The sequence below is a fragment of the Granulicella aggregans genome (assembly GCF_025685565.1).
GTDB lineage: Bacteria > Acidobacteriota > Terriglobia > Terriglobales > Acidobacteriaceae > Edaphobacter > Edaphobacter aggregans_B.
On sequence record NZ_JAGSYE010000001.1, the window covers coordinates 444,714 to 467,346 of the forward strand.

General features: G+C 60.9%; 16 protein-coding genes and 1 tRNA gene. 13 read left to right on the forward strand and 4 right to left on the reverse strand.

The features are described 5' to 3' along the window. The first annotated feature begins 37 nt into the window (after nucleotides 1-37). Nucleotides 38-607 (forward strand): DUF2007 domain-containing protein, encoded by a 570-nt coding sequence (locus tag OHL18_RS01840; RefSeq protein ID WP_263373127.1) that lies wholly within the window; start codon nucleotides 38-40, stop codon nucleotides 605-607. 84 nt (nucleotides 608-691) lie between these two features. On the opposite strand, the gene rpmA is transcribed toward OHL18_RS01840, so the two are convergent. Continuing rightward, nucleotides 692-967: a 50S ribosomal protein L27 gene (rpmA, locus tag OHL18_RS01845; protein ID WP_263373128.1), complete on the reverse strand. Its 276-nt coding sequence runs from the start codon at nucleotides 965-967 to the stop codon at nucleotides 692-694. A gap of 102 nt (nucleotides 968-1,069) precedes the next feature. Continuing rightward, a complete protein-coding gene (gene rplU / locus OHL18_RS01850; protein WP_263373129.1) occupies nucleotides 1,070-1,393 on the reverse strand; it encodes a 50S ribosomal protein L21 in 324 nt (107 codons plus the stop codon). A gap of 433 nt (nucleotides 1,394-1,826) precedes the next feature. Here rplU and OHL18_RS01855 point away from each other — a divergent pair, with 433 nt between their 5' ends. Both OHL18_RS01855 and OHL18_RS01860 read left to right on the forward strand, forming a co-directional pair. Further along, on the forward strand, nucleotides 1,827-3,173 hold the full coding sequence (locus OHL18_RS01855) for an EAL and HDOD domain-containing protein (RefSeq protein ID WP_263373130.1): 1,347 nt from the start codon (nucleotides 1,827-1,829) through the stop codon (nucleotides 3,171-3,173). A gap of 180 nt (nucleotides 3,174-3,353) precedes the next feature. Next, nucleotides 3,354-5,426 carry a S53 family peptidase gene (locus OHL18_RS01860; RefSeq protein ID WP_263373131.1) on the forward strand — a complete coding sequence of 691 codons (2,073 nt, stop codon included), beginning with the start codon at nucleotides 3,354-3,356 and terminating at the stop codon, nucleotides 5,424-5,426. Nucleotides 5,427-5,612: 186 nt separating this feature from the next. Here OHL18_RS01860 and OHL18_RS01865 read toward each other — a convergent pair whose 3' ends face one another. Beyond that, complete coding sequence (locus tag OHL18_RS01865; RefSeq protein WP_263373132.1) at nucleotides 5,613-6,650, reverse strand: NAD-dependent epimerase/dehydratase family protein; 1,038 nt, start codon at nucleotides 6,648-6,650, stop codon at nucleotides 5,613-5,615. A 71-nt stretch (nucleotides 6,651-6,721) separates the two neighbouring features. Between OHL18_RS01865 and dut the strand changes: the two genes are divergently transcribed. Then, nucleotides 6,722-7,162: a dUTP diphosphatase gene (gene dut, locus OHL18_RS01870; RefSeq protein WP_263373133.1), complete on the forward strand. Its 441-nt coding sequence runs from the start codon at nucleotides 6,722-6,724 to the stop codon at nucleotides 7,160-7,162. On the opposite strand, the gene chrA is transcribed toward dut, so the two are convergent. Next, nucleotides 7,159-8,406, reverse strand: a complete 1,248-nt coding sequence (chrA, locus tag OHL18_RS01875; RefSeq protein WP_263373134.1) for a chromate efflux transporter — start codon at nucleotides 8,404-8,406, stop codon at nucleotides 7,159-7,161. The genes dut and chrA overlap by 4 nt on opposite strands. A 619-nt stretch (nucleotides 8,407-9,025) precedes the next feature. Between chrA and OHL18_RS01880 the strand changes: the two genes are divergently transcribed. The 9 genes from OHL18_RS01880 (at nucleotide 9,026) to OHL18_RS01920 (ending at nucleotide 22,608) form a co-directional block, all read left to right on the forward strand. Next, a complete protein-coding gene (locus OHL18_RS01880) occupies nucleotides 9,026-12,364 on the forward strand; it encodes a ligand-binding sensor domain-containing diguanylate cyclase (RefSeq protein ID WP_263373135.1) in 3,339 nt (1,112 codons plus the stop codon). Between the two features lie 141 nt (nucleotides 12,365-12,505). Beyond that, entirely contained in the window at nucleotides 12,506-14,191 is a 1,686-nt protein-coding gene (locus OHL18_RS01885; RefSeq protein WP_263373136.1) for a S10 family peptidase, read from the forward strand. Further along, on the forward strand, nucleotides 14,154-14,627 hold the full coding sequence (locus tag OHL18_RS01890) for a DUF4112 domain-containing protein (protein WP_263373137.1): 474 nt from the start codon (nucleotides 14,154-14,156) through the stop codon (nucleotides 14,625-14,627). The genes OHL18_RS01885 and OHL18_RS01890 overlap by 38 nt, the downstream gene beginning before the upstream one ends. A 70-nt stretch (nucleotides 14,628-14,697) precedes the next feature. Beyond that, nucleotides 14,698-14,774 (forward strand) — tRNA-Pro (locus OHL18_RS01895). Between the two features lie 330 nt (nucleotides 14,775-15,104). After that, on the forward strand, nucleotides 15,105-17,006 hold the full coding sequence (locus OHL18_RS01900) for a CRTAC1 family protein (protein WP_263373138.1): 1,902 nt from the start codon (nucleotides 15,105-15,107) through the stop codon (nucleotides 17,004-17,006). Between the two features lie 76 nt (nucleotides 17,007-17,082). Beyond that, entirely contained in the window at nucleotides 17,083-19,416 is a 2,334-nt protein-coding gene (locus OHL18_RS01905; RefSeq protein WP_263373139.1) for a tetratricopeptide repeat protein, read from the forward strand. Beyond that, complete coding sequence (locus OHL18_RS01910) at nucleotides 19,413-19,898, forward strand: hypothetical protein (protein ID WP_263373140.1); 486 nt, start codon at nucleotides 19,413-19,415, stop codon at nucleotides 19,896-19,898. Before OHL18_RS01905 ends, OHL18_RS01910 begins: the two co-directional genes overlap by 4 nt. 92 nt (nucleotides 19,899-19,990) lie before the next feature. Next, nucleotides 19,991-21,013 carry a tetratricopeptide repeat protein gene (locus tag OHL18_RS01915; RefSeq protein WP_263373141.1) on the forward strand — a complete coding sequence of 341 codons (1,023 nt, stop codon included), beginning with the start codon at nucleotides 19,991-19,993 and terminating at the stop codon, nucleotides 21,011-21,013. A gap of 2 nt (nucleotides 21,014-21,015) precedes the next feature. Next, a complete protein-coding gene (locus OHL18_RS01920) occupies nucleotides 21,016-22,608 on the forward strand; it encodes a tetratricopeptide repeat protein (RefSeq protein ID WP_263373142.1) in 1,593 nt (530 codons plus the stop codon). The last annotated feature ends 25 nt before the right edge of the window (nucleotides 22,609-22,633 follow it).

Genomic DNA, 22,633 nt, shown 5'->3' on the forward strand with positions numbered 1-22,633 from the left:
CTCTATGGATGAAGATCTCAAATCTCAATTTTCCGCAATGTCCGACGACGAGATGCTCCGTCTTGGGGCACAGTATGCTTCGCTAACCGACAACGCCCAGACCCTCGTGCGAGACGAGTTCAAACGGCGAAACCTGGAGACCCCGGATGCCGAAGAGGAAGAGCAGCCGGACGCTCTCCTTGGGGTCAAGACCATCCGCCAGTATCGCGACCAAGCTGAAGCGATGCTGGCCCGCAGCGCTCTTGAATCCTCGGGAATTGCATGCTTTCTGCGTGACGAGAACACGATCCGCATCGATTGGCTCTGGTCGAACCTGATGGGAGGGATTCGCCTTCAGGTTGCTGAGGCAGACGTCGAGGCTGCAGAGGCCGTTTTATCTCAACCGATTCCAGAGAGCGTTGCTGTAGAAGGGGAACCGGACTTTCAGCAGCCGCAGTGCCCGAAGTGCGGATCGCTCAATAGCAGGTTCAATAATCTCGATGCCAAAGTAGCAGCGACTTCGATCCTGCTACTTGGATTCCCGGTTCCAGCTCCGCCTGAGAAAGAGTTCTGGCACTGCATCGACTGCGGCACAAATTGGATCGTTCGGGGCGACAGCCTTACCTAGGGCATCAACTCCACTAAATCTCGCAGCAAACGCAAAGAAGCCCCGGATCCCCGGGGCTTCTTTGATCTTTCTGCTAACAAGAGCTTACGCCTGCACCGCGATCACTTCCGCCGGATCGACGATGACGAAGCGGCCGTGCTGGCCACGATCCTGGAAGCGGACAACGCCCGAGACCTTCGCGAAGAGGGTATCGTCTTTACCGCGGCCGACATTCAGGCCGGGCTTCAGCGGTGTGCCGCGCTGACGAACGATGATGCCGCCGCCCAGAATCGCCTGGCCGCCGAATACCTTTACGCCGAGCCGCTGCGCATTTGAGTCGCGGCCGTTTTTCGATGATCCAAGTCCCTTTTTATGTGCCACTTTAGTCCTCTTCCGCGCTCAGTGCGCTCTCTGAAATTTGTGCCGGCCCGAAATGCGGGGATTCTTCGCTCCGCTCAGAATGACGGCATGAAACCTGTGAAACTAAGCCTTGTAGGTCTGTCCGTTGACGAGGATCTCGTTGATCTTCACTTCAACGAAGTTCTGGCGGTGACCCTGCATCTTCTTGTACTGCTTCTTGCGCTTCAGCTTGAAGACCAGGATCTTCTCGCCGCGGCCTTCGCCGAGCACCTGCGCGGTGACCTTCGCTCCGCCAAGCTCCGACTCGAACTTGCCCTCTTCGCCTGAGAAGGCGAGGACATCAGAGAACTCGACGACGCCGTTCTCGTGAGCGGTGCGCTCAATCTTCAACGTGTCGCCGGGAGCGACGCGGTACTGCTTACCACCGGTGCGAATGACTGCGTACATAACGAAAAACCTCAAGCGGGGCAGAAAACGCCGCCGCTTCCTTCAAGAATTGTTCTGCCTGTATCCCTTTTGCTGGGTGGGCGCTCACAGACTGTCTCGTACCGATGCCGGCTCACTCTCAGATCGCAGCTTGAACTCAGCCACAATCCCGATTCGCCAGCTTGCAACCAGACACACCAGTTGCAGCGCCAAACTCTATGAGTGTATCGAGGATTTGGCCGCAGGTCAATCTCCGATTGCGCCCGCGCGCTTGCCCGGTACATCCGTAACCGTACAGACCGAAATCCGGCAATCCGCCGCGATGGGAGGAAGATTCTTGCCGATACTGGCTTTGTCACGGCCTTCTACGCGTCCGCAGGCGCATTCAAGGATACCGCAGCGCTGCCCAGACGCTGGAAGGCTGCTCAACTCTACCGCCGAGGTTTTGACCACCATGAACTTGAGCCTCTTCACCCCAAGCTGGCGCAGAAAGACCGAGATCGACACGACCGTCGCGATCGACGAACGAGTCAATGTTGTCAAGAACCGGCCGGCGACTGAGGCTAAGAAGAGCGAAGAGCGGCGTTTCATCGCCCGGCAGCCGATCCTCGATCGCGAGCTCGCCGTATGCGGCTATGAGCTTCTCTTCCGCTCCGGCTGGGAGAACCGCTTTGCCGACGACAGCGACGACGCCACCCGCAAGATGATCGCCGATGGCGCGCTCTACGGCTTCCACGATCTGACCCACGGCACGGCCACCTTCGTGAACTGCACGCGGGAGTCCCTGGTGAACGGCCTGGTCACCCTGCTTCCGCGCTCGACCGTCCTTGAGATTCTCGAGACGATTGTGGCGGACAAGGAAGTCATCGCCGCCTGCACCCGTTACAAGGCGATGGGATATAAGCTGGCGCTCGACGACTTCCGCATCAACGAGGGCACCCGTCCGCTGGTCCACCTGGCCGACTATGTCAAGGTTGACTTCCGGCTTTCGGACGCGAAAGAGCGGCGGAAGATCATTGAGCTCTTCCGGGGCAGAGAGACGGTGATGATCGCCGAAAAGGTAGAGACCGCCCAGGAGTTTGAGACCGCTAAAGCCGAGGGGTTCAAGCTGTTCCAGGGATACTTCTTCTGCATGCCGACGGTCTTCTCGAAGAAGCGTGCGCCAACCAACGGAATCAACTATCTCTACCTGATCTCCGCTCTCAGCCAGGACCACTTCGATGTCGCTCAGCTGGCTCTGCTGCTCAAGTCCGAGCCCGCGCTCAGTTATCAGTTGCTGCGACTGGTGAACTCGGCGTCGTTCGGCGCGCCGCAGCAGATACGCTCCCTGCAGGATGCCCTGGTGCTTGTGGGCGAGGTGAGATTTCGCAAGCTGATGATGAACGCGATCGCCACGGAGACCTGCCGCGACCGCCCCCGGGAGCTTCTCGTCGATGTGCTGCACCGGGCCCGTTTCCTGGAACTGATGGCCCCGTTCACGCGCGAGAATCCGACCGAGCAGTATCTCTTCGGCCTGCTCTCGATGATGGACGTCATGCTGGGCATGCCGGTCGATGAACTGATCCATGCCCTTCCGCTTCGCGACGAAGTCAAGGTCGCGGTTGCCGGAGCGGCAAACTCCGTGAGCCTCGGATTGAACCTGTACAAGCATTACCGAAGTGCGGATTGGGCCTACTGTGCGACCCAGGCGAAGATGCTTCATATTTCGGAGAACGACCTGAGCGATCTGTACCGCAAGTCCCTGATACTTGCCGAGAAGTCGGTCAACTCGGTACGTGAAAAAGAAGCGCTCGCAAGCTAACTGCCGACCGGCTTTGAGATAGAAGAAAAGCGGGCGTCAGTCTTAAGGTTCGTTTCAGGCTTATCCAAACTGGCCCAAATGCGGTCAGTAGCCTACACCCGTTTGTTTCAATTGTCTAGACGATCCATATTCCATACGTTACCCTCCCGGTAGCAACCGTGTATCTGGAGGAAGTAACGAATGACCCTGGGGAAGCTTTTCTGCTGCACTCTTCTGCTCTCAAGTTCGGCGATGCACGGTTCCGCCCTATCTGCTCCATCCCGCACCGACGGTGTAACGGTAACAAATAACCACCCTCGATTCTCTTCGTCAGTTAAGGCCCTTGGCCCCGTAGAACCCGACACCCAGGTAGAGGTCTCGATCTGGCTGAAACCCCACAACCAGGAAGATTTGGATTTCGTAGCAAGAGACCTGTACGACCCAAAGTCAGCAAACTATCGACGTTGGCTGACGCCGGCAGAGTTCGCCAGGCGATATGCTCCCACCGCCGTTGAAGTTCAGACAATTCGCGACTTTTTCACGGCCAATGGACTGACCACAGTGGCCACCGGGCCGAATAACTTCTTCGTGCGGGCCCGCGGAACCGCCGCAGCCATCTCCAGTGCCTTCCGAGTCACTCTCAATAACTATGAGGTGGATGGAAAGGTCATCCGGGGCAACGTGGAAGATCCTTTTGTCTCCGGCAAGGCCGCGCCCCTGGTGGCCTCGATCTCAGGTCTCGACAACATGGAGTACACCCACCCCATCGCCCAGCAGACCACCATTAACAGCATTCCGATGACGGTGCTTCCGCCGACCTCTCCCAAGGAAGGTGCGCGCAAGACAATTGGCAGCATCCCGCCGTCGGCGTCCGCCTCCGGAACCTCGCTGGCCTTCAACAACCGTTGCTTCGTAGGCCAGACCTCACAGACCTTTACCACCAGCGGAACGCTGCCCCAGGCGACCTACGCCGGCAATGAGTACACGGCTTCGGCGTCCGGATGTGGTTATACGCCGACGGATATCCGCACCGCCTACAACCTCAACGGCCTCTATGCGGAGGGATTTGACGGCACTGGCCAGACCATTGTGATCGTCGACTGGTGCGGCTCGCCGAACGTTCTGAGTGATACCAATGCCTTCTCTTCGCAGTTCAACTTGCCCCAGTTGACCTCCTCGAACTTCAGCATCACCTACACCCCAACACCTTCCTATTGCGAGGCTCCAAGCGCCGAGATCAATATGGACGTACAGTGGGCCCACGCCGTCGCTCCAGGGGCAAAGATTGCGCTCGTAGTTCCTCCCAGCGCGAGCTTCCAGGATCTCGACCAGGGGCTCTTCTACGCGGTGAACTATCAGCTGGGCAACGTCATCTCCGGCAGCTACGGCAGCGAGGAGATCTTCACCCCGTCCACGGTCCTTCAGACCGAGGAGTTCATCACGGAGACTGCGGCCGTTATGGGCATCTCGACGAACTTCTCGACCGGCGACTCCGGCGACTACACCAACGATATGCCCTGGGCCTTCCCGTCCTCGGTCAGCTCTCCGGCTGCTTCTCCCTATGCGACTGCCGTCGGCGGAGTATCTGTTGTCCTGGGTGCGAATAGCACTCTTGCGTACCAGTGGGGATGGGGAACCAACGAGAACGTCCTGGCCCAACAAGGTAAGGTGACGACTCCACCCGCGGGCAATGGCTACTTCAACTTCGGGTCAGGCGGCGGCGCGAGCAGCTTCTTCCTCAAGCCGTCCTTCCAGGCCAAGTTGCCCGGCACCAGCCGGCAGCTCCCGGATGTCTCCTGGATCGGCGATCCGTTCACGGGTGTCTATATCGCCATAAGCCAGTCCGGATCGCTGCCTGCTCTTCAATATCAGGTCTACGCCGGCACCAGCCTTGCGTGCCCCATGTTCTCCGCGCTTTGGGCCATCGCAAACCAGGCAGCCGGTGTCCCTCTGGGTCAGGCTGCACCATATCTGTACACCATGCCAGCCTCGACCATCACCGACATCCTGCCTATGAGCTTCAAGAGCAACGTCGGCGGCACGGTGCAGACCTCGACCGGAACGACGGCCTACACCGCAGATCAGATCGCCGCTCCGCTTGAGGGAACGACATCCTACGTCAGCGCCCTGTGGGACTATCCCATGCTTCCTAACACGGCTGTCCTGCTGACGTTTGGCACGGACACGAGCCTTGCAACCGCGAAGGGATGGGACAACGTGACCGGAGTGGGTGTTCCGAACGCCAAGAACTTCGTCGAGTTCTTCGGTCACTAGAAGCCATCGCCGAACTCAGATAGTCCGTCATTCTGAACCTCGAGCGCAGCGAAGGGGGAACAATCCCCGCATTTTCTGCCCGTGCCATGCGAGTTTCCCGGCGGCACGGGCGAAATGCGGGGATTCTTCGGCTGCACCTTCAGAATGACGGCATCGAGACATGCCTGTACGAGCTCAAACTCACGATCACGAGATCCATTTGAGCAGGCGGATGATTCCCATCGGGGCAGCCTTCGAGTGCGCCGAAACATCCTTGCGGGCATGGATCTCCGCGCGCTGCTCCGCGTAGTAGCGATACGCCTCGATCATCATCGCTTCGTTGGTCAGCGTGGGTGCCCAGCCCAGCTTGGCGCGGATATGGCCCGTCGCAAAGATGAAGTCTTCGGCGATCATGCGATAGTGATACGGCCCCAGCGGTGAGACTCCCAGTTTGTGCGCCAGCTTCATCGCGAAGATGGTCGGGGCCTTGGGAAGCTTCGCCACGCGTGCCTTGGTCCCGGCGGCATCGATCACAGACTGGTAGACCTGTCCGAGCGAGACAACATTCTCCGATCCGATATGGAAGAGGTCCGATTCGGAGTAGTTGAGCGTCAGGACGCAGGCGGTGGCCAGATCCTGTGCATAGATGAACTGGTAGCGGTTCGATCCTTCGCCGACCACCCATACCTTGCGCCCATCCTGGATGAACTCGAAGAGGATTGCCAGCAGGCCGAGCCGACCGCAGTCGATGATGGTCGGGCAGCGGATCGTGACCACCTGCAGGTCGCGCTCATACTCCTTCAACAACTCCTCGGCGGCCAGCTTCGATTTGCCGTAGAGCTCGACGGGATTGGGCGGCTCACCTTCGACCACGTCGTGGCCGAGGTTGCTCGCCCACAGGCAGTTGGTCGAAATGTTGACCAGCTTGGGGACGTTGAACTCGCGGCAGGCATTGGCGATGTTTCGCGTGCCGTCGACGTTCGAAGTCCAGAGCATGGTCTCATCGATGGTGTCGTGGGCAAGCTGCGCCGCGCAGTGGAAGACGGCGTCAAAGTTGCCGTGCTCGAAGAGGTAGCGCAGCAGGCCGTAGTCGCGGATGTCGCCCTGGGTCGCGCCAAGCCGTTCGTGGCTGTCCGTGTCGGCGACCAGGTCGATGTTGTGACAGGTATGGCCCTCGGCCAACAGCCTGCGCTTCAGGATGCCTCCGAAGAAGCCGGAGCCACCGGTAATCAGTATTCTGCTCATTCGTCTTTGCCACCTTCCATTCTATCCGGGTCCACACGCGGCAAACCTGCCGGAGTCCGTAGACTGGAAGCATGCACCCTGTCATTCCGATCAGAATCAAGAAGCTGCATGCGGCTGCGAAGCTGCCGAAGTACGCACACACCGGCCCGTGGGGAGACCTGGCCGCCGATCTCTATGCCGTCCGAGCCGCAACGGTCGAACCCGGTGCCACCACCCTTGTCAGCACCGGCGTCGCGATCGAGCTTCCTTCGGAGTACGGCGCTCTGGTCGAAGACCGGTCCGGTCTGGCGGTGCGCGGCGTCACGACTCTGGCTGGCGTCATCGACCCCGGATACCGGGGAGAGTTGAAGGTAGTCCTGACTAATCTCTCCGCCACTACTGTCGAAGTCGCGGCAGGTGACCGGATCGCTCAGCTTCGCCTGGTGCAACGGATCGAGGCTGAGTTTCTCGAAGCTGAAGAGTTGGAAGAGGCTCCGCGTGGGCTGGGCGGCTTCGGCAGCACAGGAGTTTAGGGGCGTATCGCACCCGCCGCAACGCTGTACAGAACGACCGCAACGACGACGGTCCACGGCGGAGCGTTCAACTTTATGAGCGCGGCAAACGCCGCAAGCGCAACCACCCCATCGAACCAGGTGTGAATCGCCGTCGTCCCGACCGGGCGGATGAGGGCGGCAAACAGGATCCCGACAACACTTGCGTTCACGAAGCGGAGCGCCGATAGAAGTCGAGGGTGCTGGCGCAGTCGCCCCCAGAGCGGCAGCGCAGCCACCATTAGCAAGAGACCCGGCATAAAGATCGCCACGAGCGCCAGGAGCGACATCCCTGCCCGAACGAGCAGGCTTCCGGGGACGGCTCCCGTCGCAGGATCTTTGATGACGGCACCCAGGTACGCCGCAAAGGTGAAGAGCGGTCCGGGGACGGCCTGGGTCACGCCATATCCTGCCAGGAAACTTGACTCATCCACCCAGCCGGGAGCCACGACAGCTCGCTCCAGCAGAGGCAGTACGACGTGGCCGCCGCCGAAGACCAGGGCTCCCGTGCGATAGAACGCTCCGAAGACCGGCAGGATATGCAACTCCGCCGCCTTCGCGGGCAGCAGAGCGACGGACAACAGGGAGACGGCGAGCAGGATGACGAAGGCGGAGACAGCGATCCATCCGGCTTTAGCCGAGACCGTCTCGGTTCGCGCTGAGGCTGGAGTGTTCACTGTCTGCGAGGCTGACTGAAGGAGAGATCCGAGAGCTGCGGCGGAGCCGATGATCGCAATCGTAGTAAACGCCGACGGCAACAGCAGGGTCGCCCCGGCGGCAGCGAGCGCAATAAGCCGCAAGCCCCATGTGGATGCAAGCGAACGTTGCATCGTGAGAACCGCCTGCGCCACGACCGCTACGGCAACCAACTGCAACCCGTGCAGCGCTCGGTCGCCTATTCCTCCGCTGAACCATGCGTGCCCCCACGCAAAACCGAAGAGCAGCAGCGCCGACGGCATCGTAAAGCCAACCCAGGCCGCGAGCGACCCCATCCATCCGCCGCGAAAGAGTCCCAGCGCGAAGGCCACTTGGCTGCTTGCCGGCCCTGGCAGCGACTGCGCGAGCGCAAGGGTCTCCGCGTACTCCTGCTCGGAGCACCAGCGCCGTTGCTGGACAAGTTCAGCATGAAAGTAACCCAGGTGGGCGACCGGACCACCAAACGATCGACATCCAAGGCGAAGGAAGGTGAAGAACACCTCCCGCGCGGAATTCGAGTTTGAGTTCATCGTGATGGAGGGAGTCTAAACCACTCCCGGCCTTGGACTTCCGCCGGTTCTCGAAGGGCGCGTGAACGTGGATTGAATCGACAAGGGGCTCTCACGGCACGTTATTCCGGAACCATACAGAAGCTATTCTCCCAAGGTTAGCGATAACTGCAACTTTCGCTCTATTCCCAACGTTCCGATGTGGCATAGCGTGAACCACTCCGCAACCCAGATGCTCAATCTCACGAAGGACTTATAGAGTCTTTCGCGGCGAAAGGTCCTCCTGAGAAGGAGAGCAAAGATAAGTTCTGCTCCTGGTACCGCACTGACCTCTGACTGAGAGGTCAAATTCGGCCTCATATCGCCTTAAGGCGACATGGGAGACCGTAAATTGATTCAATAATAACGATTCGACCATCCGAGCACTTGCTGTCTACATCCCCGAGGCAGTCACGGTCATCTCAAGCAGCGTCAAAGGTAGGGAACCGGTGGGACAAGAAAAATCGTGCGTTTTGTAGAAAGATTCTGGATTTCGGCAACCCACGCAATCTTTGATCTGGCAATTCCGCATTTGACCTCCTAACCACAGAGAAATCCAACAGAGCCATAAATCGAGCAAAGATCAACAAGGAACGGGATCGTGATCGCGCCGCTACGAAGAACACGCGAGGACAGACTGTCAACGCCCGGAGAGATCGCTCTCCGCTGGCTGACGCGGTCCTGCGACCGGGCGCTTCGCTCCCTGGGCGGCGTCCTCCGACTCTTGCTTGCTGTTCTCGCGGTTTCGGGCCTCACTCCGCTGCACGCGGAGCCTGTCCATTCTTCCTCCTCTCCGGTAGAGCCTCTGACCGGAGACGATATCTTTCAGCATCTCGCCGAGGGTGCCGGCCTTGCCAACCCGGTCATCTCCGGTTTCGCCGAGGATAGCGACGGTTTCCTCTGGATCGCAAGCCAGGGTGGGCTCCAGCGATGGGACGGCTACCGTCTTTGGACCTACAAGACACAGCTCGGCAACTCCTCATCCCTGCCTGACGATCTGACACAGATCCTGCACACCGATGCGTCCGGAACCCTGTTCGTCGGCACCAGCGCCGGCGGTCTGGCCAGCTATGACCGGCACCACGAGCGGTTCGTCCGCTACCGGGCCAGCACCAACGGCCCCGTCCCCGTGAGTGTCCAGGCGATCGACGACGACGGTCAGGGCGGTCTGTGGATCGGCAGCAGCACGGGTCTCGATCGCCTGAACAAGTCCACCGCTACCTTCACCCATATCGAGCCCACCGATGACGCTGGAACTCCCGTCAACGTAGGGTCGATCACGGCGGTGCTTCGCTCCCCCGATGGCACCCTCTGGATTGGAACCAGCCAGGGCCTGCTCCGAAGCCCCGCCGGACCACGGCAGGGCCTGGTGGTGGAGCGCGTAAGGGTGCCCGACACCCGGCATGACGCCATCTCGGTCCAGTGCCTCTACGCTGACGTAACTGGAACCTTATGGGTCGGAACGGACCACGGGATCTACGTCGTGGAACATGCTGTGGCGCAGCCCCAACCAGCCCAAACTTCAAGCGTCCCGGCATCCCAGGGCGCGATCGCGGCCTATCGTCCCCCCTCGAACCGGGCCGTCCCGGACTCTTTGCTATCGAGCCTTATCTCCACGATCAACGCGGACGGGGACGGAGGCGTCTGGATCGGCACTCAGGATCAGGGCGTCTTTATCGTCCAGCCCGCGACCTGGGCGGTGCACCATATCGCCCACGACCCCACTCAGTCGACCAGCCTGACGGACGATTGGGTCGAATCCATCTTCCTCAGCCATGAGGGGATGATGTGGATCGGCTCGCGACACGGCGTCAGCTATATCGACACCGCCCACAAGAGCGTTGCCACCATCCTTGGCGGCGACAGTCCCGGCTACACCATCCGCGATGCCGACATTTATTCTGTCTTTCCGCGGCGCGACGGAAGTATCTGGCTTGGTCTCAGCAAGCACGGAATCGATATCCTCTCTCCTTCGGGCCATCGGATCGCCGAGATACGGTCCGCCTCCGGAACCCGGAGTGCGGAGTCCTCGAACGCGTTGCCAGATGGCACCGTAGGCACGATGCGCGAGGCTCCCAACGGCGGCATCTATATCGTGACGCAGCACGGACTCTTTCTCGCCGAAGACACCGAGATCGCCGGACTAAACAGTGCGGGCGCCGGCAAGAATGCTATCCGCCCGTTCCATCCCAGGCTCAGGCGGCTCCCCATCGGCGAGGCCGCGCAGGGGTTGTTCGACGTTCTTCCCGATCGCGATGCGCGAGGGCACGAGTTCCTGTGGCTGGGCGGATCGAATGGACTCTGGACGTATGATCCTTCCGGCGGCGGCCCCGCCGTACCCGCGAAGCTCAAGCGGCCTCTCACCGACCCGAGAATCCGCGTGCTGTTGCGCGGAGCCGGAGATGTGCTCTGGATTGGAACGCTGAATGGCCTCAACCGGCTGAACGTGGTTACAGGCGATGTCGACACGATCTCTGCAGATGCGACCGATCCCCAGGGGCTTGGCGCGGGGATGATCGCGACCCTGATTACCGACCGGAAGGGCCGCCTTTGGGTGGGCACCTTCACCGGGGGAATCAATGTCCTGCAGGGAATCGACGCCGCTGGCAAAGCGAGGTTTCACCGGATCATCGACGGTCTGCCGAACGATAACGTAGATCGCCTGCTGGAGGCCAACGATGGCAGGATCTGGGCGAGTACCGACGCCGGACTTGCGGTCATCGATCCCTTCAGCTTCGAGGTCCAGGTGTTCAGCCGGGCTGAAGGCGCCTACATCCAGACCTACTGGGATGGACGAGGCGGTAAGGCGGCCAATGGCGATCTGCTCTTCGGCGGTTCGGGCGGTCTGACGATAGTCCGTCCCTCGCTGGTCAAGCCATGGACGTACCAGCCTCCAGTCGTCGTCACTTCCGCCCGCATCGGATACACCGACGTTCCGCTGTCACGATTCAACAGCGGACCCGATGAGGCTCCCATTTGGATTCCGGCAGACCAGAACAACCTGACCGTGGAGTTTGCGGCGCTTGACTATACCTCTCCAGAGCGAAACCGCTACGAGTACAAGATGGAAGGGTTCGATCGGGATTGGATCGCAGCCGATCCGACTCGCCGGCTGTTGCGTTACACCAACCTGCCGCCGGGCCGGTTGACCCTGCTGTTGCGCGGTTCCAACCGTGATGGGCTCTGGTCGCCTGCGCGCCGCATCCGGATCCTGGTGCTTCCGACCTGGTATCAGAAAGCCTGGTTCCGAATTCTGGCCGCCGTAGCTATGCTGTTCTGCCTGTTTGGGATCTTCCTGCTGGCGACAGCCTACATGCGACGCCAGCAGCGCGAGTTGGAGCGGCAGGTAGCCCTGCGAACGGCAGAGCTTGAGCAGAAGACCGTGGAGCTGAAGCAGAGTCAGCAGAAGCTCGAGCACATGGCTTACACCGACAGCCTTACCGGCCTGCCCAACCGGCGCATGTTCACCGAACACTTCCGCCGTCTGCTCGCGCTGAAACGCCGCCAGCAGGGAACGTTCGCCCTGCTGCTGATGGACTTCGACGACTTCAAGAGCATCAACGACACGTACGGCCACGACGCCGGCGACGCCGTGCTGAAGGAGATGGCCGTCCGCATGAGTTCCGTTGTTCGCGAGTCCGACTGCCTCGCGCGGCTGGGAGGCGACGAATACGGGCTTATCCTCGGCCAGTCGCCCGATGCCGAGGCCACCGAGATGGTCTGCCAGAAGATCATCGAGAGCTTCGCCGAGCCCATCCTCTTCCGCGGTGCCGAACTCAGGACCTCGCCCAGCATTGGAGTCGCGCTCTATCCCGCCGACGGGAAGACCCAGGACAAGCTCTACAAGACTGCCGACCTCGCGCTTTACGACTCCAAGCGCAGCGGCGGCAACAGCTACGCCTGGAGCCCTGGTTCAGCCCCGCAGGCTCTGCTGCAATAGCCTGCCATCGCGCCGGGCAGACCCCTCGCAAACAGCCCTAAGACAACTCTTTCCGCCGGATTTGTTACTCTTCAGACTTCAACCCCAGCCCTGGCCCACAAGCCAGTAGCGCCCGGGAGAGGTTCCAGGAGAGAGTCAACGATGAGCAAGTGGTCCCGTTCCGTCGGCAGTCTGGTCGCAGCCGCAGTTCTTACGAGCACCGTCCTGATGGCGTCCGCCGAAGACAAGAAGTCCGGCAAGGACGACAAGAAGGATGAGAAGGTTGTGGTCTCGGGAACTCCCGCTGACAAAGACTCGGCCTTGGTTCAGGACTCGGTCACGGAAGGCTCGGTGACGCTTGCCGCCGGTGGAACGGTGAGCTACCGCGCTGTTGCTGGAACTTTGACTGTTGGCGCGACGGATCAACAGGACGCGATGCTCGGCCTCGACGGCAAGCTGCTGCCCGACTCAGGCGAGAAGGCACCCGACAAGGACAAGCCCGGAGACTCACCCGCCACGGCACGCATCTTCTACACGGCGTACTTCAAGAAGGTTGCCGCAGCGGAGAACCGCCCGGTCACTTTTCTCTACAACGGTGGGCCGGGCTCGGCGACGATGTGGCTGCACATGGGCTCCTTCGGCCCGCGCCGCGTCCTCACCACCGACACCGAGCATGACGCCGCCGCGCCCTACAAGATCGTCAATAATACCTACACTTTGCTCGACGTCAGCGACCTGGTCTTTATCGACGCTCCCGGCACGGGCTTCAGCCGCATCTTCGGCAAGGACAAGGAGAAGGCGTTCTGGGGTACCGATCCCGACGCGCACGCCTTCGAGCGCTTTATCCGCCGCTTCCTGACGAAGTACGATCGCTGGAACTCGCCCAAGTATCTCTTTGGCGAGAGCTATGGAACTCCGCGCTCGGCCGTGCTGAGCGCCGACCTGCAGAACGTCGACTTGAACGGCATCGTTCTGCTCTCCGCCATCCTGAGCTTCGATAACTCCATCGACGGCCCCGTGTACAACCCCGGTGTCGACCAGGCTTATGCGCTCGGCCTGCCCACCTTCGCCGCCACAGCGTACTACCACCACAAGCTGCCCACGCAGCCGGCGGCGCTCGAGCCCTTCCTGGCTGAAGTCGAGAAGTTCGCGCTTGGCGAGTACATGACCGCACTGCTGCAAGGCTCCGATCTCACCGACGCGCAAAAGCAGGCGATCGCGGAAAAGCTGCACGGCTACACCGGTCTGCCCGTGGCGTACCTGCTGAAGGCAAATCTTCGCGTGTCGGGCGGCCAGTTCTCGAAGGAGCTCCAGACCGACCAGGACACCACGACCGGCCGGCTCGACTCGCGCTACAAAGGCCCGGACATCGACCCGCTGAGCGAAAACGCCGACTACGACCCCCAGAGCAACGCCATCAGCTCCGCTTACACGACGGCCATCAACGCCTATATGCGGAACGACCTGAAGTTCGGCAAGGACTGGACGTACAAGCCGGGTGCGTACACGGACTCCGACTTCCAATGGGACCTCCGCCACCAGGCGCCCGGTGGGCCTCCGGTCGGCCAGGGTGAGGGCGGAACGAACGTCATGCCCGACCTCGCCTACACGATGAAGTCCAACCCGAAGACGAAGGTCTTCCTGGCGGGCGGCTACTACGATCTCGCCACGCCCTACTTCGAAGGCAAGTACGAGATGCACCACCTGCCCATCCCGGCGAAGCTGCAGGCCAATATCAGCTACCACTACTACCAGGCGGGGCATATGATCTACGTCAATGACAACGTCCTCCACCAGTTCCACGACGATCTTGCCGCCTTCATCAAGTCGACTGAATCAGCACATTGATCTGCTGGCTCACCTGCTCGATGACTGGTTCAGGATTCCGGGGACGTCGGTTCGCTTCGGGGTCGCTGGAATCATTGGCCTGATCCCGGGCGTGGGCGACATCCTTGGCGGGGTAGTCTCCTGCGTCATTGTGCTGGCGGCGTGGCTTAACGGGGTGCCGAACGTCACCATCGCCCGGATGGTGGCGAACGTCGCCATCGAAGTCGTGGTCGGGATGATTCCCTTCGTCGGCGACGTGTTCGACATTGCCTTCAAGGCCAACCGGCGGAACTATGCCCTGCTTTCGGGAAGCCTGCAACTGGTTCCACGCGACACCACCCGCGACTGGCTGTTCTTCGCCGCAATCGGTGTCTTCATGCTGGCGCTGACGATGATTCCGGTGTTCCTGATGGCCAAGCTGATCAGCATGATGGTGCTGGCTGGAATGCGTCGCTAGGGTTGCAGCCGCTTTCAGCGGCGAAACAAAGGGCTGAGAGTGGCCGGAAATGCGGTATTCTAGAGAGAGTCGGGGCGTAGCGCAGCCTGGTAGCGCATCTGCTTTGGGAGCAGAGGGTCGGGAGTTCGAATCTCTCCGCCCCGACCATCAAATCAATCACTTCCCCTCTTCCCCGCCCAATCAAAGATGTGCTGTAGCGGAAGGCCGCTTTCTAGCCGAGTTCCCTGCAGATATTCGTCTGCTTGCTGCCTCTCGACTACGGTTTTCGATCTCCACGATCCGTGGAGTCCATCGGTCTGATGATTGCAGGCATTCACCGGGAGATGGTCAGACGCACATCGACGACTACGCACTCCGTAAGAAGTCTGGAGTTCAAGACAGGCGATGCCGCTCTCCACGTCGAACTGATGTGCATTTCCACCTAAAGGACGATCCTCAACAACGTGTCAGCGCGTAGGTTTATCTCGGGACAAATGTATGAATGCTGGGTTACGCAATCGAACGATCAGGCTCGGAGCTCTGCTGCCGCTACTCTTGCCATTCAACGCTGTCTTTACGCAGACAGTTGAGAAGGCCGGAACCAGTACACCACAGGGAGGCTCGGCGACGGCGGGTGTCTTCGCTCCGGTCAAGGACTCGGAGATGCGGCCCATCACGGCTGGCGGCTTCGTCAAAGATGGGCCGGTCCTCTTCAAGGACATCGCCAAGGAGGCCGGGCTGACGGCCTGGCACCACACGATGGGGACGCGCGAGAAGAAGTACATCCTGGAGGCGACTGGCTCCGGCGTGGCGCTGCTGGACTACGACAACGACGGCTGGCTTGACATCTACATCGTGAACGGCTCGACCTTCGACGCGATGAAGGGCACGGCCGAAGCTCCCCACGCCGCGCTCTTCCACAACAACCACGACGGCACGTTTACCGACGTCGCGGAGAAGGCTGGCGTCGCCAACGGGCGATGGGGCTTCGGCGTGGCGGTCGGCGATTACGACAACGACGGCTGGCCGGACCTGTACGTGACCAACTTCGGGAAGAACCGGCTGTATCACAACAACCATGACGGAACCTTCACCGATGTGGCCGAGAAGGCGGGTGTGACGCTGGGCAACTGGTCGACCGGCGCGACCTTCGGAGACTACGACGGCGACGGTCTCCTCGACCTCTTCGTGCCGGGATATATCCACTTTGATCTGGACCATCTCCCCGATTCCGGCTCGACCGCGACAAGTTATACCTACTGCAACTTCCGTGGCGCGAAGATCATGTGCGGGCCGCGCGGTCTGCTCGGAGAGCCCGACCACCTCTTCCACAACAACGGTGACGGAACCTTCACGGATGTGAGCGAGAAGGCCGGCGTATCGGACAAGGCCCGCTTCTACGGATTCACAGGGACCTTCGTCGACATTAACAACGATGGCAAGGTGGACCTTGTCGTCACCGACGACTCCTCACCGAACTATCTCTACATCAACAAGGGCGACGGAACCTTCGAGGACACCAGCTACTACTCTGGCTTCGCTCTGAATCAGCAGGGTCGCGATCAGGCGGGCATGGGTCTGGCCATCGGCGACTATCTCAACAACGGCATGGTCGATCTCTACACTGGCACTTTCTCGGATGACTACAAGCCGCTCTTCAAGAATGGCGGAGACATGGGCTTTACCGAGATCAGCCCGGAGCTGGGCATCGCGGCGGCGACGTATCCCTTCCTCACCTGGGCGACCGAGTTCATCGACTACGACAACGATGGCTGGAAGGACATCTTCCTGGTCAACGGCCACGTCTACCCGCAGGTCGACGACCACGACTGGGGGACGTCCTATGCGCAGCGCCCACTGCTCTTCCACAACATCAATCATGGGGCGAAGTTCGATCTGATTCCTCCGGTCATCGGAACGGGACTGGCGGAGGTGATCCCAGGTCGCGGGGCGGCCTTTGGCGACCTCTTCAACGACGGGAAGACAGACGTGGTGATCAACAACATGGACCAGACTCCCTCGCTGATGCGGGACGTGAGCCCGGACCACCACCATTGGGTCGGTTTGAAGCTTATCGGAGGGCCGAAGAGTCCGCGCGACGCGGTAGGGGCAACCGTCTATCTGACCGCGGGCGGCCAGCGGCAGCGCGCCGATGTCCTGAGCGGAGGCAGCTACGAGTCTTCGAACGATCAGCGACCGCACTTCGGCATTGGCGACGCGACCGCGGTGGATTCCGTCGAAGTTCACTGGCCCAGCGGAGCCATCGAGAAGCTGAGCCTGCCCGCAGTCGATCGCTTCTTCACCCTTGAAGAAGGCAAAGGGGTTAGCGCCTACAAAACTTCAGAATCCGGAGCTTCTGAAGGAGCCCGTAAAGTAGCAGACAACCATCCATTGAAGTGAGTAAAATTCGTGTCGCCCCGGCAATCTGCCGCCGGCCCGAGTGAGAGCAAGACCGGGCGAAAGAACTGAGAAGAAGATGCAGCAGCGACTCCAGAGAATTGGCTCGAATACGCAGCGAACCCTGAGCCACGCACGGAGCTCAATCGCCTTCCGCATTGGCTATAGCCTTCTTGTCGCGACCTTCTCAGTCGCCAGCGTCATGGCGTTCCTGCCCAAGCCAAAGATCCACGCCTCCTCCGACGCGAGCACAGCGCAGCAGAAGTTGACCGACCAGGAGATCGCTCGCAAGCAATACGCCGATCACGTCTCTAAGAGCTACAACTTCGCCTTTGGTCCCGGCAACATCTCGCTGCCCGGTAACGGCGCGGTCGAGGGCAACACCTTCCTCCAGCCCGACACCTTCCCCACTGCCGACTACTGCGGCAAGTGTCACAAAGAGGCGTACCACCAGTGGCGTCAGTCGCTGCACTCGAACTCCTTCCGCACGCCTTTTTATCGCACCAGCGTCAACATCCTGATGCGCACCAAGGGCATCGAGTTTGCGCGGCATTGCGATAGCTGCCACAACCCGGTCGCCGTCCTTGGCGGCGGACTCACCCAGGCTTCGGTCGTCGACCGCGGCTTCGACCAGGACGGCCTTACCTGCATGACCTGCCACTCCGTGCAGCAGGTGCAATCGACCAACGGCAACGGTGGGTACGTGATGGGCGTCCCGTCCGTCATGGTCGATGAGAACGGGACTCGCATTCCCGGCCTCGTGCCCGATGCCGAGATCCTCGCCCATCTCGACCGGCACTCGAAGGCGGTGATGCAGCCGCTCTACCGCACGCCGGAGTTCTGCTCCGCGTGCCACAAGGCCAACCTGCCCAACCCGCTCAACGGTTACAAGTTCATCCGCGCTTTCACGGCTTACGACGAGTGGCAGAACTCCAAGTTCTCGCAGCGCAACCCACTCACCTTCTACAAGGCGGACTTCACGAGTTGCCAGGGATGCCATATGAAGCGCGCTGCGGCAGTGCTGCCCGATCCCGGTGCGAAGAACGGGCAGTTCGCCTCGCACCGCTGGCTCGCTGGAAATACCGCTGTTCCCTTCTACTACGGCTTCGACGAGCAGTTGAACAAGACGATCGAGTTTCTCAAGAGCGGAAACTACCTGAACGTTGATCTGTTCGCGATCAAGAAGGCGAACGACGATCGTATGATCGCTCCTCTCGGATCGACCACCTTCGATCTGAAGCCCGGCGAGACGATCCAGGTGATGACCGTCATCCAGAACAAGAACATCGGTCACTCCCTCATCCCCGAGGTCCGCGACCTCTACGAAGGCTGGGTCGAGTTCTCCGCCACGGACTCCACAGGCAAGGAGATCTACCACAGCGGCTTCATCAAGGCCGACGGCAAGCTCGATGAGCGCGCACACAGCTTCACCAACCGTCCCGTCGATACCACGGGCGGATTCGTCGACAACCACAAGGTCTGGACGATCCACTCGGTCGCCTACGACAACTCGATCCAGGCTGGCCGATCGACGCTGATCCGCTACGAGTTCCAGATTCCCGCAAACGCGAAGGGGGCCATCTCGATCACGGCGAAGGTCAACTACCGCCATCTCCGTCAGAGCTACCTCAACAACATCTTCGGCGAGGACCACCCGGCTTATCCCATCGTCGAGATCGCATCGCGCACACGGACGTTGAACATCGGCGAGAATCCCGTCACGAAGCCTGAGCCCAACGACAACGCCGACTGGATGCGCTGGAACAACCTCGGCATCGCTTACCTCGACCAGCTCCAGTACAGCGAGGCCATCGACGCCTTCTCGCACGTCGTCAAGCTTCGCCCGGACTACGCCGACGGCTACACCAACATCGGCCTGACCAACATCGAGTGGGAGAAGTACGAGTCGGCGCGCGGCGGCCTCGAAAAAGCGTTGGAGCTAGCACCGAACAACGCTCGAGCACTCTACTATCTTGCCCTGGTCGAGCGCCGCGCGGGTCACTCCGACGCGGAAGTTGCCGACCTCCAAAAGGTCATCGCGCAGTTTCCGCAGTCGCGGGATGCACGCCGCGAGCTCGGCATCTCGTACTACCAGCAGCGGAAGCCGCAGGAGGCGATGGAGCAGTTCGAAGCGCTTCAGGCCATCGATCCTGACGACCTTGCCGCCCACTACAACCTTGCGCTGCTCTATCGCCGCATGGGCATGAAGGACAAGGCCAAGGAGCAGTCGGCGATGTTCGTCACCAAGAAGATCGATCCCGGCGCGCCGACCTACTCGCTCGACTTCCTGCGAAAGCACCCGGAGATCTCTATCGAGAGCGTTCCGTGGCATGTGCATACCAACATGCCGCATACCGAAAACGCTGTAGCCGATCCTCCGGCCGCAAAGGCAACGCCAGGAGGCACTCCATGAAGCATCTTCGCGGGATTCTGATGGCGGTGACGATTCTCTTCGCCAGCTCAGCCCCATGCTTCGGCCAGACGCAGTGCCCCTGGATGAACGCGGCGACCGCTGGCGGATTTCTGGGCGGCGAGGTGCAGATGGCTGTGACCGGATTCACGGCTGATGGCGACGCCACCTGCCAGTTCACCCGGCCGGGCAACATGCTCCGCATCGCGGTCCACACCATGCCCGATATCTCGAAGGAGTTTCCCGGCTATCTCGCGCAATGCGGGGCCAAGGCCGTCTCCCTGAAGGGCATCGGCAACCTGGCAGTGCAATGCCTGAACAAAGGCGAAGAAGTGATCGTCGGCCGTGTCCGGGAGCGCGCCTTCGTCATTACCATCAAGGCGGATTGGATCAGCAGTCCCCCAACCAGCCCAACCAAGACGAGAAACCCCATCAGCGACGACTCCGAGAACATCGCCGAACAGGTAGCGGGGTCGATGTTCTAGTGATGATTTCAAAGGGAAACCAGCCTCGCCTTACCGCAGACACCCGGGTGCCCCATCCATCGCGCCTTTTCTTCTTGCGATGGGTGGGATGTATGAATCTCATCACGCTCGCTCTCCTGCCCACAGCTATCGCCCAGCAGACTCCGAAGACCGCAACTCCTGCTGCCGCAAAGTCACCCGCCCCGCAGCAGCTACCCGCAGTGCAGCAGATGCTCTCGCGCGGGCAGTTGAAAGAGGCGGAGGCGCAACTGAATGCACTCGCCCAGCAGCATCCAGAACCGGCCGGGACCGAGCGACTGCTTGGCACGATCCACTACCAGCGCAATGAGTTCGCCGCTGCCGACGCTGCCTTTGAGCGCGCCATCGCGCAAGATCCCGACGATCTGCAGGCTGTCCAGATGCGCGGCACTACCCTTTACCGCATGGGTAAGGGTGCCGAAGCGATTCCTTTCCTCGAACGCTCAAACAGCGCCATAGGCGCGGCCAACTCCGACAGCACCTACGTCCTTGCTCTTTGTTACATGGATGTCCGCCGCTACGACGATGCCCGCCGTATCTTTGCCAAGCAGTACAAGCTTACGGCGAACTCCGCCGGTGCTTACCTCTTCCTGGCCCGCATGCTTCTCCGCCGCAATTACCCTGTTGAAGCCGCGCAGATGGCACAAAAGGCGCTGGTGCTTGATCCGCGCCTTCCGCTTGCCCACTTCCTGCTCGGTCAAATCGCGCTCGCGAAGTCGGAGCAGAACGAGGCCATCACGCAGTTCGAAGCTGAGCGTAAGATCAACCCCATGGATGGCGAAGTCTACGAGCGTCTTGGCGACTCCTACATGCACGCCTCCCGGCTCGAAGAGGCGCAGCAGGCGCTTGATTGCGCGGTGCTGCTGGAACCCAATGCGACCGGTCCCTACATCCTCCTTGGCCAGGTGCTGTTGAAGCGCGAAGATGCAGCCACGGCGCTGAACTATCTCGTCCGCGCGGAGAAGATGGACCCCGGCAACCACCTGACCCACCTGCTGCTTGGCCAGGCCTACCGCGCCGCTGGACGCAAGGACGATGCCACGCGCGAGTATAAGACCGCCGAAGCGATCCAGAGCTCTCCCGGAGATCACGACTGAAGATGGCGCGCAAAGTGCCGTCGACCGCGTCCGAACTCCGCCCGTGGCGGCTGCTTCTGCCGGCGCTGCTATGCCTCTCTCTCCAAGACGCTGCCGCCTTTCAAACTTCGGACACTGCTGCCCAGGCCAACCGCGCACTCACCTATCAGCGCGCCGGAGACCTCGACAAGGCGATTGCCACGTACTCCGCTCTCGACGCCGCAGCAAAGGCGCAGCACAAGTCCCTTCCTTCGGCGGTGCTCGCCAACTACGCGCGGGCCCTCGCGGCTACCGGCCACCTCGAAGGAGCAGCCGCAGAGATGAAGGCGGCGATTGCAGGTGACCCACGCAACGCCACGTTTGAGGACGATCTCGGCTCCATCTACGCGCGGCAGCAACAATGGCCCGAGGCGCAGTCACACTTCGCGGCGGCCACAAAGCTCGCTCCCACGCTCGCAACCGCGCACTTGCATTTAGGCCTCGCCATGCAGGCGCAAGGCGCTCCGGAAGCTCTGCACGAACTCGGCCGCGCAGCCAAGCTCGCGCCGCAAAATAGCGCCATCGCGTTCGAGTACGGCAAGGCCCTCGCATCATCGGGAGACGACGCACAGGCAACCAGCGTATTCCAGGCAATCCTTGCGCGGCACAACGCTTCTGCCGATCCGATCCTGATGGACACCACCTACGCTCTCGCCCTCGCGCTGCAGCGCACCGGCAAGATCTCTGAGTCGATTCCTCTGCTCCGCACTGTTCTGACGAAGCAGCCCAACAACGCGGAGGCGATGATTAATCTCGGCATGGCGCTCAGCCAGACGCAGCAGACGGCACAGGCGCTTCCCGTATTACAGCGGGCCGTCGCTCTCGCGCCCAGCAATGTCGTCGCGCATCAGGACCTCGCGGCTGCCCTTGTGCAGTTGAACCAGTTCGCCGACGCCATCGTCGAACTCCGCGCCGCACTCGCTCTGGCACCTGACCTTCCGCAACTTCACTACGACCTCGGCTTTGCCTACAAGATGCAGGACGACGCCGCGAACGCCATCCCAGAGCTTGAAGCCGCCGAACGTCTCGATCCGCAACAGGCCGAATCGCCTTATCTCCTGGGCGTTCTCTACATGCAGACCGGCCGCTACGAAGATGCAGCGAGAGAGTTGAAGACAGCCCTCTCGCTGCATCCGCAGAACGGCGATGGCTGGGCGACCCTCGGCAGTGTCTACAGCAAGTTGGACAAACTTCCTGAAGCGACAGCAGCACTCGAAGAAGCCATCAAGCAACTTCCACAACAGCCCGATCCGCATCTGACCCTCGCCGGTGTGCTGGTAAAGCAGAACCGTCCCGCGGAGGCCACGGAGCAGCGCAAGCAGGCCGCTGTCCTGATGAAGCAGAACATGAATCGCCAGCGCGCGGAGGTCGCCACGCACGCGGGTGAGTCGCAGTTGAAGAGCGGCGACCTTGCGGGCGCGACTATCCAGTTCAACGACGCGCTCAGCTACGACGCCAACTACGTCGAAGCGCACATCGGGTTGGCGAAGGTTTACGATGCACAGGGAAAGAAGATCGAGGCCGCAGCCGAACGCCAGAAGGCGCAGGCCGCAAAGTTGTCTTCATCGACCCGTTGAGCATGAGATCGAAACCGGAGTACAT